The organism is Nonomuraea sp. MG754425 (assembly GCF_021699195.1).
In the GTDB taxonomy this organism is placed as follows: domain Bacteria; phylum Actinomycetota; class Actinomycetes; order Streptosporangiales; family Streptosporangiaceae; genus Nonomuraea.
In genome coordinates this window covers 1-13,796 of record NZ_SSXE01000129.1, presented here as the reverse complement: position 1 = coordinate 13,796, position 13,796 = coordinate 1, and the positions used below count along the sequence as shown (strand labels likewise).

The 13,796-nt window shown below is 69.5% G+C and carries 9 protein-coding genes and 1 pseudogene; 2 read left to right on the top strand and 8 right to left on the bottom strand.

Annotation, left to right across the window (positions count from 1 at the left end; genetic code table 11):
* Positions 1–104 precede the first annotated feature (104 nt).
* From FAF44_RS35440 to FAF44_RS35415, 6 genes are all read right to left on the bottom strand, one after another.
* Positions 105–1,787, bottom strand: a complete 1,683-nt coding sequence (locus FAF44_RS35440) for an ABC transporter ATP-binding protein (protein WP_237107713.1) — start codon at positions 1,785–1,787, stop codon at positions 105–107.
* 47 nt (positions 1,788–1,834) lie between these two features.
* Positions 1,835–2,464 (bottom strand): nitroreductase family protein, encoded by a 630-nt coding sequence (locus FAF44_RS35435; protein WP_237107712.1) that lies wholly within the window; start codon positions 2,462–2,464, stop codon positions 1,835–1,837.
* Positions 2,461–4,020 (bottom strand): nitroreductase family protein, encoded by a 1,560-nt coding sequence (locus FAF44_RS35430; RefSeq protein ID WP_237107711.1) that lies wholly within the window; start codon positions 4,018–4,020, stop codon positions 2,461–2,463. Before FAF44_RS35430 ends, FAF44_RS35435 begins: the two co-directional genes overlap by 4 nt.
* Positions 4,010–4,633 (bottom strand): TOMM precursor leader peptide-binding protein, encoded by a 624-nt coding sequence (locus FAF44_RS35425; RefSeq protein WP_237107710.1) that lies wholly within the window; start codon positions 4,631–4,633, stop codon positions 4,010–4,012. Before FAF44_RS35425 ends, FAF44_RS35430 begins: the two co-directional genes overlap by 11 nt.
* Complete coding sequence (locus FAF44_RS35420; RefSeq protein ID WP_237107709.1) at positions 4,612–5,886, bottom strand: YcaO-like family protein; 1,275 nt, start codon at positions 5,884–5,886, stop codon at positions 4,612–4,614. Before FAF44_RS35420 ends, FAF44_RS35425 begins: the two co-directional genes overlap by 22 nt.
* Positions 5,887–6,234: 348 nt before the next feature.
* Positions 6,235–10,077 carry an NACHT and WD repeat domain-containing protein gene (locus FAF44_RS35415; RefSeq protein WP_237107708.1) on the bottom strand — a complete coding sequence of 1,281 codons (3,843 nt, stop codon included), beginning with the start codon at positions 10,075–10,077 and terminating at the stop codon, positions 6,235–6,237.
* Between the two features lie 158 nt (positions 10,078–10,235).
* Between FAF44_RS35415 and FAF44_RS35410 the strand changes: the two genes are divergently transcribed.
* Entirely contained in the window at positions 10,236–12,101 is a 1,866-nt protein-coding gene (locus tag FAF44_RS35410) for a BTAD domain-containing putative transcriptional regulator (protein WP_237107707.1), read from the top strand.
* A 41-nt stretch (positions 12,102–12,142) separates the two neighbouring features.
* Here the strand turns inward: FAF44_RS35410 and FAF44_RS35405 are convergent.
* Together FAF44_RS35405 and FAF44_RS35400 are read right to left on the bottom strand one after the other, a co-directional pair.
* A pseudogene (locus tag FAF44_RS35405) lies at positions 12,143–12,345 on the bottom strand (integrase core domain-containing protein); the annotation flags it as partial.
* 17 nt (positions 12,346–12,362) lie between these two features.
* The gene (locus tag FAF44_RS35400) at positions 12,363–12,530 is read right to left on the bottom strand and encodes a hypothetical protein (RefSeq protein ID WP_237107706.1); all 168 of its coding nucleotides are present in this window, start codon (positions 12,528–12,530) and stop codon (positions 12,363–12,365) included.
* A 1,128-nt stretch (positions 12,531–13,658) separates the two neighbouring features.
* Here FAF44_RS35400 and FAF44_RS35395 point away from each other — a divergent pair.
* A partial coding sequence (locus FAF44_RS35395; protein ID WP_237107737.1) for a transposase occupies positions 13,659–13,796 on the top strand: 138 nt, incomplete at its 3' end.

Below are 13,796 nucleotides of genomic sequence, written 5' to 3'. Positions count from 1 at the left end.
CCGTCGTCACTGCCTTCGCTGTAGCGAGAGCGATCAGGCGGTCTTCGTGCTCCCACGTTGTCGTGGACGCCGTGCGAGGACTGCAGGCATGGGCGCGGGAGTGATCACTGGGCCGCCAGCAGCCTGGTATAGGCCCCACCTCTGGCGACGAGTTCGCCATGGGTCCCCATCTCCCGGATCTGCCCGTGCTCCAGCACAACGACGCGGTCGAAGGGGCCGAGTTTGGGGATCCGGTGCGCGATGATCACCAGAATCCTGTTACGGCAGTGACGGCGTACCAGGTCGTGGACGTGTTCCGCGGTGAGGTTGTCGAGGGCGCTGGCGGCTTCGTCGAGCACGACGACGTGGCCCGGCACGAGGAGCGCGCGCAGGAGCGCGAGGCGCTGGCGTTCGCCGCCGGACAGCTGGTGACCGTCCTCGCCAATGGTCGTGTCAAGCCCAAGCCGTACCCGGGCTGCCAGGTGGCCGAGGTGCACTGCGGTAAGCGCCCGCTCCATCTGCTCGTCCGTGATGTCCTCACTGGCGAACCGCAGATTGTCGCCGACGGTGCCGTGCAGCATGAGCGTGTGCTGCGGCACGAGGGTGACGGCGTCGCGCAACTCGGCGGGGTCGGCGTTACGTCCCGAGAGACGAATCGTCCCATCATCCGGCCGGAGCAGGCCCGCGAGGACGAGACCCAGGGTGCTCTTGCCCGAGCCGCTGCTTCCTACCATGACCGTGACGGACCTGGCAGGTAGGTCCAGATCGACCCCGGCCAGTGCCGGCGATTTCGATCCGGGATAGCTGTAGGAGAGTCCGCGCAGGTGAATCCGCGGCATTGCCTCGGTCGTGACCGGAGTGGACTCGATGGCTTCCTTGTCCAGCCCCAAGTAGTCCGTGATTCTCTCGAACATGGCGACCGATGCCTGCAAGGTGCCGCTGAGCAGCAACAGGCTCTGGACCGGTCCGGCGAGCCGCATCTGCAGGATCACCAGGACCACCACCGCACCGACGGACAGACCAGGGATGACGGTCCCGGCCAGGAAGTAGATGATCGGCGGCACACAGGCATAGGCGGCGAAGATGAATGTCCTGGCGGTCGCCCCCGCCACCCGCTGTTCGACGGTGACGTCCCGCAAGCGCTCGCTGATGGCGGTGAATCGCTCGAGCTGCTTTCCCGTACGTCCCAGCGTACGGCCCAACACGATCCCGGCCAGCGATAGGTCCTCGCCGACGTGGCGCATCAAGGTAGTGACGTGTTGCTGGCGCATCTTGGCCAGCGCCCTGCGTTGCGTCGCGAATCGCCTGTTCAGCGAGGACAGCGCCAAGGCGATGGCGAACGAGGAGAGGGCCAGCGGCCAGCTGATGATCAGCATCGCCGTAACGGCGACGGCGAGGCTCGCGATCGAGGCGAGGACACTCTGCGCTGTATTGGTGAGCAGCCGGTCCACACCGTCGATGTCGCTGACCAGCCGCGTCTGGATTTCCGCGGCTCCCTGCTCGGTATAGAACGGCAGCGGCTGCGCTCGTGCCCGGTCGTACACCTGCACCCGCATGTCGGTGACGACGCGCTGGCCGATCCAGTTGGTCAGCGCCGCCTCCCCGACGGCGATGGCGCTCCCGACCAGCCCGATGATGACCATCGACCCGCAGAGGATCACGAGGGAGTCGAAGTCCCGCGTCGGCAGCGCCTGGTCGATGATCCGCTGCAGGATCAGCGGGTTGGCCACCCCGAAGCCGCATTCGAGGAGGACCAGCATCAGCGAGCAGACGACGTGCTTCCGGTAGGGCCGGAAGTACGGCGTCATCACCCGGATGGTGGCCCACGTATCCATCGAGCGGTGAGCGGCCTGTCTCATCCTTCGACCGCATAGCCCAGCGCGACAGTGAAGAGGTGGCGGCTGCCGGGCGTCAGGACGTCCGACAGCTCGTGTACCGCCTGACCGTAGACGGAGCATTCCAGGCCACGTGACCTGGCTGCCAACCAGATCTCGTGTCCAAGGGCGCCGGCCTGGACCAGGAGTTGGCTGTAGGAGATGCCATCGGTGCGGCCGATCGACCCGCAGATCAGGATCAGCGCCGGCGCGGCTGCGTACCAGGCGGGCATCCGCCACAGCCACTTGGGAGTGCCGCACGAATCGAATGCCGCCGTCTCCGGGCGCCAGAGCTGGAGGGCGCTGGACAGTTCGTCGACCTGGTGTGCGGCCACGACGAGGGCGAGCCCGGGATCGCCGTGGTCGGCGGCCGGCCACTGGCGGTGCTGCGCCGCGTGCGCCGTGGCCAGCACCCGGGCCAGCTCTTCCACCGGTACTGCCCGGCCGCTGAAGTGCCGCACAGAACGCCTGCCCGCCAGGACGGCACTCGGGTACTGCTCCGCCAGGCCCTCGGCCCGTTCGGTGGAAGTCGTTCCGCGCGGCGGCTCGCGACGTCGAGACATGGCCGCGACGGCGCTGCTCGGCCCCTTGAGGGGCAGCAGGGGCATCATGCACCTCCCTCAGCCAGGGTGATCCCGGCGACAGCGGTCACCATGGCATCGTCTTCGGTCAGCCCCAGCAGTTCGGGCAGGCTCGCGTCCCAGGTGGACGCGAACGTGACGGAAAGGCCCAGACTGCGGGCCACGGTGGTGAGCTGGGTCGTGGCGCAGCCCGCGTCGAGATGGCTTACGCGGAGACTGAAGGTCCGATACTTCCCCGCGATGCGGCCCACGGCCCCGACGAGTACGAAGGCGGCGGTCAGCCGGTCGGTGTCCAGATCGGTTCCGGCCAGCAGTCCGGACAACGGATAAGGGTCCGGTCTGACGGCGACGAACTCGTCCTGGAGGTCGGCGTACCAGAAGATCGTACCTGGCAGGCCGGGCATCCCGGCCTCGGTGATCAGGTAGAGCTCGACCGAGGCCAGGTTCCCCCCGGTGGGAGCCCACCGCTGCATGGCCAGCGCATCCGGGTCTGCGCGCAGCCCCGCCACCTGGCGCGCGACGGCCGCCAGGGTGCCGAGCCCCTCCACAGCCGTCACGCTGGCGAGTCGTACGCGAGGGTGCGAGGAGAAGTCGGATCGCGCCACCTTCAGCTCCTCCAGCCTCTTCTCCTCCAGAGCCCGGCCTTCCACCCCCTCCCACAGCCGGCCAGGGCGCTCGCTCCACTCGTAGATCTCGGCCATGAAGGTGTCCTCATCCAGCGGGGCCTGCCCGGGCCAGCAGGCCGGACAGTCCGGGTACGGGGCCACCAGAACGTCCTCGACGCTCCAGCCGTCGATCGCGATACGCGTCAGTAGGTGGGCCGCCCGCATGTCAGGAAGCCCGGCGACGATGGCGAACGCCTCGGCTGCCGCGAGTCCCGCCAGCATCTCCACCTGGTCTTCACCTGTGGCGGGCGCGGCATCCCAGGCCGCGTCCTCCAGCCCGCGCCGAAGGCAATCCACGCAAGCCAGCGCGTAAGGCTGGAAGCAGGGCCCGACCTCGATGTGCCCGCTGGTCAGGGCCAGGCGGAGAGCGGTGACGCCGCGTGCGGAACACCAGCCGACGACCTTGTCCAGCGATCCCGGGTCCGTCACGCTGTCCAGCACGACGACCAGCGAGCGATCAGCCAGAAGCAGGCGGTCCGCGTCAGCGCCTTCTGGCGCTGCTCGGCTGGTCGCGACCGAACCCACGCCACATGTGCGCAAATCCTCTACCACTCGTCGGGCTACGGGCTCGTCGCCCACGACATGGACCGAAGCTGTGGCCAAGGCGTGGGCGCCAGTGTTCCGCGATGAGTAGAGTGCCACCTGCTCGCTCTGCGAGGCCGCCGGAGTGCCGGATTCCAGCAGCCCCCGGGCCCTCAGCAGCGCCACGACCTGCGCCACGCGGCGCTGGTCGAGGCCGAGCTCGCGGGCGATGCTCGCCTCATCGCGCGTGCCGTTCAGCGACGACAGCAAGCGGGGCAGCACCTTCGCCGCCACCTCACCCCGGAAGAAATGTCGCCGCGGCCCTCCGGCGATCAGAAAGCCGCCGGGGGCCGGAACCAGCACGAGCCCCTGACACAGCCGCGGGTGCTCAGCCTGCATCGGCGCGCTCCTTCTCATCCAGTCGTAGCAACTGCCGCAGGCCTGGCCGGCGGGTCTCCCGCCCGCAACGAGGACAGCCGTGAATGGGCACGATGGGGTACGTGGTCATGACGTGCGTGCGCAGGGAGATCGCGGTCACCACGCCTGCCTGCTTCCGGCTGACGGAGCGCGCGGCTATCCCCGCCACCAGCCGCGCGTGCTGCGGCAGGAATCCGGCGGGTCCGCACTCCGGATCCTCGTCATAAGCGGCACGCATCGCCCTGGTGGCCTGCCAGTCCTCGTCGTGCTGGTCGCGACGCCTGCTGTAGCACGCAAAACAGGGCCCCGCAGGCGGGGCGATCCACGGGCCGATGATCGCGTACGGATGCTCCACCACTACGGGCAGCCAGGGGATCCCCCTCTCGTACGCGCTCCGGTCTGCCGTCTCACACAAGGCGGGCCAGGGCCGCCAGAGGCTCAGCACCACGGCGTCCACGTTGGAGGAGAAGGCGCTTGCCACGTCCCGCGCCATGCGGCCGTGCTCGAACTGCGACGACAGGATGTCGGCGACGCGCTCTCCGAAGGGCCCGACCCCGACGCTGGCCGGCCGGATCAGCCGAACGGTTGTGGCCACGGATTCAGTTCCCTTTCACTGAGCACTCGATATCCCATCCGCTGCGGCGCCTCGTAGAGGCGTGGATGGCCCTTGAACTGGGCGAACGGCTGCAAGCTCATCGGCTGTAGATCGGGGATCACGACATTCACTGCGTACAGTCCGACATCGGCCAGTTCGGAAGGGGTTCGATCGACCACGACGGGGCGCGCACCGGCGGTGGCGAGTATCCCTGTCAGGTGAGCGAGGGCCTGGCTGGGATCCTGCGGCAACGAGGAGTGCAGGGCGGTAGCGGTACGGGGCCGCTCCAGCAGGAAGTCGAACGCGCGTGCCCGTTCGGCGACCGCCATGTAGCGCGTTCCGTCCGTCACCTCCGAGAACCGGGTGATCTCGGGCACGTTCTTCGCGTAGCGAAGCATGTCCTTCGCCAGGAACCCTTCGAGCAGAGCGCCCTGGGCCGCCTGCCCGAGCGTGCGACCGGTGGACGCACCCAGCGAGCGGCAGCCTGACATGTCGTGGTCGGCGGTCAGCAGGCAGTACACCGTCGGCACGCCGAGATCCGAGGTCGCGTCGAACAGGTGTGTACCGATGAATCTGTCCCGGCACCATGCGATGAGCTGGCGGTCCTCATCTGAGAGCAGGCCGGGGTCCAGCAGCGGAAGCGGCAGTTGCTGCAGCCACGTCGTGGCGATCATGTCCCGTTCGATGACCTCGAAGATGCCCCGGACGGTCGCCTCCACGGGGTCGGTGTGCACCGCGAACCCGGTGGAGATCCGGTAGACGAACCTCTCCTCCGGTCGCACGTCGGCCAAGCCGTAGCAGGCCATGACGGCAGGCAGCCAGATCTCCTCCTGTGACACGAGATCGAGGCCCCGCGCCCATCGGATCCTCGCTTCGGGATCAAACGGCACCACAGGGCATTCCGGCCTCGCGTACTCTCTCGCGGAGCATCGCGGGTAGCGTTCGGGCTCAAGGCACGCGCCCTCCAGTTCGCGTGCGGTCGCCCAGATGCGCTCCTCGCCCAAGAGGTCCGCCGCGGCGTAACGTTCCGCGCCTTCGGCGGTGGCCAGGAGATGGGTGTGTGCCACGTCGTCCCACGCTGCTCCACCGCTGGTGACGACCTGGTTGCGAGGGTGCGCGGCCCCCGGCAGGTGGATGCCGGCCGAGGCGATGGACGCCTGCAGCCGTTCCGGCCACCTCGGGTGCCGACGGCTCTGTATGGACGAGACAATCCCGGCGGGTGAGACGAGACTGCTGATGGAATTCCTGGTCATTCGATCTCCAACCCCGCCGGGGCCGTCATGAGTGGATAACCCTCAACAGCAGCTGTGGGAGCAACTGTCGCTGGCAGAGCCGCAGTAACCGCCGCCGCCCCCAGGGGGGTCGGCATGTGCCATCGGGCTGAAGAAGACGTCCTCATCGAGGTCGTCGACTGAGAGATCCCAAACCGTCACGTCGAACATGGTGTTCCGCCTTCCGAACTCCGCACGGCTCTCGAACCGCCGTGCCGCGTGGAAGGACAGTACGAAGCCGCTCTATGACCTCGATATGAGACGGCTATGTGGCGCCGCGCCGGGTGAGGCGCCCTCGGCCCTGACTCCTCACCCGGCTCTTGGGCGCTCTCACCGCGACGCGGGCCCGGAACCCGGCCCGCACGTCTGCTGGTACGGAAGCCGCGGAAAGTAGGTCTGCCACGCCGCCTCCGGCAGAGCGCCGCCGGCGCGACGGCACACGGTCGCCGCTGTGGTGGCCGGGGCGAGGTCGTAGCGCTGGACGGGCACGTGCTGACCGGCGGCGTACAGGGTGTTGCCGTCGGCGCTGAAGGACAGGGCGATGATGCCGTCGCCGGGGGTTGGCAGGGGCCCTCCGATCGGCTGGCGGGAGGCGACGTCCCACAGTTGGAGTACGCCGCCGGCGGTGCCGACCGCCAGCACGGACTCGTCACGGGAGAACGCCAGCGCGCTGACGGCCCTGCGCAGATTCAAGCCGCCCGTGGCGAAGGTGCCGAGCTCACCGATGCGGCGCCGCACGGCACCGTCCCACAGGACGGTCTTACCCGAGCTGTCGCCCGTGGCGAAATAGCCGCCGCCGGAGCTGAAGGCATCCGCCTGGGTGGGGCCAGGACCGGTCGAGGACGGGTTCTTCGCGGCCGATCGCAGATCCACCACGTCGCCCATCGACGTGACCACGACCGGCCGGCCGGGATGGACGGAGATTCGGTGCCCGGTGACGTCGGCCAGCGTCTTGGTGATGGCATGCCTGCGCAGATCCCATACCTCGGCCGTCCCGATCTCGGGGATCGGGGCGACCAGCAACGACGTGTCATCCGGCGCGAACGCGATCGCCCCGGCCTGCGGCCACGTTTTCAGCCGAAGCGTGTCTGTCGTGCGCCCGGCGGCCACGTCCCACAGGGATACCTGGGTCGGCCCCTCCCGTTGGTCCTGTGAGCTGCCGAAGGCCAGCGTCCCACCGTCGGAGGCGAAGGCGAGCAGGACTGAACAGCTCGGCACGTCCGAGCGGTGCGGGCAGGCAACCTTCGGCAGGTCAGCGGGCGGCCCGCCGGACAGTGGCCGGTGCAGACGGAACAGTACGTTCCCCGGGTCCCGCTGTGGGTATGCGAGCGCCAGCATCGCACCGTCAGGACTGAACACGGCCCTGTGCACGACGGCGTCCTGCCACGCGGAGGCGACGACGGAACCCAGATCGAGGGTGCGTACGGTGGCCGGCCAGGTACGGCCGGAGCCGCCCAGATAGCGGATCCGGTTCCCCCGCGGATCGACGCGGAGGTCGGAGACCTGCTCGCCCATGAGGGAATGGCGGAACACGGGCTCGTCAGACCATGAGACCCGCCACATCAGGAGGTCGATCCCGTCGGAGGCGGCCAGGAAGGTCCCGTCCGCGCTGAACCCGATCTCTTTGACGTTCTCATGGGGAATGGTGGCCACCTCCGCTCCGGAGGTGAGGTCCCACAAGCGGATCGCCTCGTCGGTGACGATCGCCAGGCGCCGGCTGTCGGGCGTGAAGCGCACCAACTCGTACTGGCACTGCCGCCGGGTCACGACCGGTGCCCAGGAGGTGTCCAGTCTTCGGCCCGCCCGCACGTCCCACACCTGCGGTCGCTGCCCTGGAACGCACAGCGCCAGGTACCGGTCGTCCGGACTGAGCGTCGCATCAGGAAAACCCGGATCGTTGAACACCCGTCTGTCGGCATTGCTGCGCACCATGCCGGGCCCGGCCTCCCACGTCGCCTGCAACGGCCCCGAGGGGGCCTTGCGGCGGATGCTCGCCTCATAGAGCTTGCGCCGCCGGGCGAGGTCCCACACCAGGATCCGGTACGTGGAGTCGTCGGCGTTGTAGCCGATGACGCTGCGGCCGCTCATCCCCATCTCGAACCCGCTGTTCGCACGGCCCAGCTCCCTCTCGTCCCGGCGGCCGGCGGCCAGATCCCACGACGCCACCGCTCCGTCCTGTGTGAGCATGGGGAGTGTCCACGCGTCGCCCTTTCTCACTCCCACCTCTTTATGGTCGGCGCCCAGGCCCGGAAGGAGCGCCGTCCTGCGGTGGGTGTCCAGGTCCCAGGCAGAGACCTGGCCCGCGCCGACACTGACCATGGTGCGGCCGTCGGTGCTGAGGTAACGCATGGTCGTGGGGTCGCCGTCAGGGTCGGTGAAGACGTCCTGGGGACGCTGTGCGCCGGCCGCGAGCAGGGCCGAGCGGGTCTCGGGCAGGTCGGCCACCTGCCAGGCGGCCAGGCTGAGGCGCATCGCCGTGACCGGGTCCGTATCGCGCAGGTTGTCGGCGATAGCGGCGGCGCGGCGGGCATCGGCCTCGCGCTGGCGGGTCTGGCCGGTCAGGTTCTGCTGCCAGGCCAGGAGAGCCGCCACCAGCGTCAGGACCAGCAGCCCCGAGATCGCGGCCGTCCGTCGCGTGCGGGAGCGCCGCTCCCCCTCCCTGGCGGCGACGCTGGCGGCGAGGAATTCGCGTTCCAGCGCGCTGAGCTCGGTCGAAAGCGTCCGCGGCTGCTCGCGGGAAAGCCGGCCCCAGCCCTTCGAGGGCTCGTCCGGGACCTCGAACTGCTCCGAGGCAGCCGAGAGGCGCACCCCGCGATAGAGGCCGCCCGGGTCGCGGTTGTGGTCCCGCCAGGCGGAGGCCGCCTCGGTCAGGCGGCGCTGCAGCCGGATCCGCTCGCGGCCCGCCTCGATCCAGTCGCGCAACCGGGGCCAGGCGGTGAGCAGCGCCTCGTGGGCCAGTTCGACCGTGTCCTCTTCGAGAGTGATCAGTCTGGCTGCGGCCAGCCCTTCCAGCAGGAACCGGGTATCGCCATCGCCCGGCAGTTCGGTGCGGCCGACCGGGCGGCGGGTGTCGGGCGTGTCATGGCCGGGCTCGACCAGGCGTAACAGCAGGTGGGGCAGTTGCTCCCGTTGTTGCGGGGTGAGTTCGGCGTAGCAGGCTTCGCAGGTGCGGGCGATGGCGGCGTGGATGCCGCCGGTCGACTCGTACGCCGCGATGGTCAGGGCCTTGCCGCTGCGGCGGCGCCACGTCTCCAGCAGTGCGTGGGACATCAGCGGCAATCCGCCGGGCTCGCCGTCGACCTCGTCGATGATGCGAGCGGTCAGCGCGCGTTCGACGATCAGACCCGCGGTGGCCGCGGGTTTGACGATCGCCTCGCGTAGTTCAGCCGCGCTCATCGGCCCGACCAGCAGCGTCGATTCCTGCACGGCCTCGGCCAGAGCGCGGTGCCCGGCGCAGTGGCCGAAGAAGTCGGCCCGCACGGCGATCACCACCCGGGTGCCGCCATCGCTCCGCGCAACGGCCAGGAGCGCCTCGATGAAGGCACCTCGCTCCGCCGTATCGGCGCACAGGGTGAACAGCTCCTCGAACTGATCGATGATGATCACATCGTCGGCCGGATCGAGGCGGACGCGGTTCGGCTCCGCGCCCGGAGTCACCACCCGGATCGACCGGGCCGGCCGATCCTCCAGCGTTCGCAACCGGGGGATCAAACCCGCGCGCACCAGGGAGGATTTTCCGCTGCCCGAGGGACCGGCCAGCAGGACCAGGCGGTGCGCGCGGACAAGCGCGGCCAGCCGACCGGCCAACGCGTCACGGCCGAAGAAGCGGTCATGGTCGCCTTCCTCGAAGCGCGCCAACCCCAGGTACGGGGCCTGACCGTCATCGCGGCCGGCGGCCGCGAGCTCAAGGGCCTCGCGACTGATCTCGTCCCAGCGGCGCCGCCAGCGCTCGAGATCGCCGCCGCACGCCTGGACGTAGGCCACGGTGACGGCCAGCGAGGGCAACCGATCTCCGGCGGCGGCTTGCGCGAGTGTCGCGGCGGAGTAGCGGGCCTGTACGGCCATGACGCGGTAGGTGGGGCTGCCGGCCGCCTGGCGTAGCTTGCGCAGTTCCTGGGCGAAGCGCGCCACAGGTCCCGCCGTCGGATCCAGCGGTCGTTCGCGCCGTCCCATCCCGCTCCCTGACTTCTGCCCGGCCTCCTGACCAGGGCGACCCGCGCGTGCACGAGGACTGAGCAGAGATCGTACCTGTCTGATACTGGGTTGCTCGATTTGTCAGCAGGGGCGGAACGGGCTTGGCAGACAATTGCCCGGTCCCGAAAGTGGTCCGGGTGAGCACGACATCGGGGAACGACACGCACGGGCAGGCGGGACCGCAAGAGGTGTGCTTCAGCATCCTGGGGCCACTGGAGGTGACGGTCGGCGGGCGCGTGATACATCTCGGCGGTCCGCGGGCGCGCGGGACGCTGGCGGCGCTACTGCTGGCCGAGAGCCGTATCGTGCCGGCCGAGCGGCTCGTGGACCAGGTGTGGGGCCAGGATCCGCCGCCGTCCGTGCGTAACCAGGTGATAATCGCGGTGTCGGTGCTGCGCCGGGCGCTGCACGCAGCGGGCGCCGAACCCGGGCTCATCGAGACGGTCGGAGCCGGTTACCGGTTGCGGGCGCCGCACCTGGACGCACGGCAGGTGGAGGCCGATCTGGCGCTGGCTCGCCAGGCACCACCTCAGCAGGCGGCCGCGTTGATGCGCGGCGCGCTCGATCTGTGGCGCGGCCGCGTGCTGGCCGGCATCGACGGCCCCGGGCTGCGGGCCGCCGCCGAGCACTGGGAGGAACTGCGGCTGACGACACTGGAGGACTGGGCCGACAACGAGCTCCAGCTCGGCAGGCACCAGGACGCGGCCAGAGAGCTGGGCCCGCTGGTGGAGGAGCACCCGCTGCGCGAGCGCGCCCGCGCGCTCTTCATGGTGGCACTGCACCGGTCGGGCCGGCAGGCGGCGGCACTGGAGGTCTATGAGCAGGGCCGGGCCGTACTGGTGGAAGAACTGGGCCTGGAGCCAGGACAGGCGCTGCGCGAGACGCACCGCGCGATCCTGCGCGACGATGCCACGGTGCGGCAGGCCGGCGTAAGGACCCGGCCGGCCCAGCTCCCTCCACCGGTCTCCTCATTCGTCGGACGGCGCGCGGAGCTGAAGCTGCTCGACGCGCTGCTGGACCGCGACGACGCGGACCGGCAGGTGCCGATGTGCGTCCTGTATGGAACAGCCGGAGTTGGCAAGTCCGGCCTGGCCGTGTGGTGGGCGCACCAGGTAGCGCACCGTTTCCCCGACGGGCAGCTCTTCGTCAACCTGCGGGGGCACGACGGGCAGGCTCCGCCGTTGCGTCCCGAGGCGGTGCTGGCCAGGTTCCTCAGAGCGCTGGGGGCGCCGGGCGAACAGGTCCCGCCAGGGCTCGACGAGCGCACGGCACTGTTCAGGAGCCTTCTTCAGGACCGCCGCGTGCTCATCGTCCTGGACAACGCGGCCTCGACGGCACAGGTACGTCCGCTGCTACCCGGCGCGCGCTCGTGCTGTGTCGTAGTGACCTCCCGCTCACCGCTCGGCGGGCTGGTCGCGCTGGACGGCGCCTCATCCATGGCCGTGGGCGTCCTCAGCACTACCGAGGCGGAGGAACTGCTGGCGTGCATGGTGGGGCACGAGCGCATCGAGCGGGAACGACTCGCCGCCCGCCGGATCGGCGCGCTGTGCGACAGGATGCCGCTGCCGCTGCGTATCGTGGCGGCCAAACTGATGTCGAGAAGCACCTGGACCGTTGAGCGCATGGCCGGCCGGCTGGAGAGTGAGCAGGGCCGGCTGGACGAGCTGACCCAGGACGAGGTGGGAGTGCGCGGCACCTTCGCCCTGAGTTACCGTGGCCTCTCCCCGTCGGCGAAGCTGGCCTTCCGCCGCCTGGGGCTGCTCGATCTGCCCGCCGGGTTCGACGCCTGGACGGTGGCCGCCCTGACCGACACCCCGCTTCCGGCCGCAGCACGGGTGTGCGAACAGTTGGTGGACGCGCAGCTCGTTCAGCCGCTCGACCAGGACGCAGGGAGCCAGCCGTGGTACGGGCTGCGCGACCTGGTCCGTCTGTTCGCCTGGGAACGGGCCCAGGAGGAGGAGACGGCCGAGAGCGCCGCGCAGGCCGTGTCCCGCTCGAAATGAGGTGCCACGGTGATTCCGGACAGCCGTCTTGTGGGCGTAGCCTATGCGGCTGTTTGGGTTGAAAGGGACTCGTTGAGTACTTCCAGGAGTGGTCGGTAGCCGAGCGCTGAGTGCAGGCGCCGGTGGTTGGAGAACCCTTCGATGTAGCGGATGATTGCCGTTTCGCCTTGGCTCGGGTGGTGAAGACGAAGCGGTGCAGCCATTCGTTCTTGAGCGCGGAGAAGAACGACTCGGCCATCGCGTTGACGCTCCTATAGTTCGTCAAGTCGTCGTAGTTGGGCGTGGACGGGCCTTGACGGCCTGGAAGATCTCGCGGGCCAGGTAGCGTTTGAGGCAGCGGATGATCTCTTGTTTGGTCTTGCCGTCGGCGGTGCGCCGAGCGACATAGTCGATGGTGGGCTGGTGGAAGCGCATGCGGACGATGACCACGCGATAGAGCGCTGCGTTGAGCTGGCGGTGGCCGCGACACGCAGCTCGCTACCGACACCCTGGCCGGCCATCACCGCGCGCATCGCGGCGTTGCGGCGCGGGCCGGGAGCGTCGGTGTTGAGGACACCCACCCGCCCTGGACCCTCGACCAACTGCTCGAAGGCGAAGGGGTGATCGCCATCCAGGTGGTCGCCCAGAGTCAGCCGGCGGGCGGCTGCTCGGCTGTAGCCGTGCTGCCTTGCCAGGAAGCAGCCAGCGCCGGTGACCGGGTCCACCGCGGCGAGCATGTATCCCTCGTGCGGTATCACACGCCCTATCCACCGCAAGATCACCATGCCCAGCTCGGTGGTGGAGCCGACCTCCTCCGCAGCCCCGATCGCCGCAGCGAGGGAGGCGCTCTCTGCTGTGCTCACCCACCAAGTATCAGCTACGCAACGCAGCCTTGCGGAAACAACCTGTCATCTCTCGCTGCCCTGCCTTCGCTTCGCACCCGCGGCGATCTCCGATGAAACAGCGTTCGTCCTGGCCGCCTCGACCGGCGCCGCCGTCTACGCCGCCGAACCCAAGCAGCAGCTCAACCCGATCGCCGCCGCCCAAGGAGTCGCCGCCTGCGCGTCCACCCTCGACAGCTTCGCCCGTCACGAACTGGACGTGGTCATCGACTTCGCCGGCATGAACACCACCGCCGACGCCCTACGGGTGGTCCGCCCCCGAGGCCGGATCATCCACGTAGTGCAGGCCGAGCGATCTGGTGCCGCGGGGGCCGTTGTGGCGGGCGTCGAAAGCCGCCGTCAACGTCCCGGGTCCGGAAGGGAGACGGCCGGGCACCGCGTAATCGTCACGGTGCCCGGACCTGTCTATGGCCGGATCCCCTCACCGCAGATGCAGCACGGGATGGGGCGGCCTGCCCGGCCGAGTAAGACGCCGAAGTGGCCCGCCCGGCTCCCGGCCGCGCGAGCTGAAGCAGGCGCAGGTGCAGTTCGGCGCACGCCTGGCCGCCGTGCTCAATGCCGAGCTGCACGGGCTTGCGGCCCGGCCGGACTGCCGATCAATGGAATCGGGTCTTTCCCCTTGAACGTAGACACCTTGGAGACTGGATCTTGAGGTCCAGGGGAAGAGATGTCCCTGATGGTGATGAAGAACTACCCGCCCGAGTTCAAGGCCGACGCGGTGGCGCTGGTGCTGTCGAGGCCGGATCGGACGATCACGTCGATCGCGCGGGATCTGGGGGTCAGCCGCGAGACGCTGCGGGTGTGGGTACGCGCC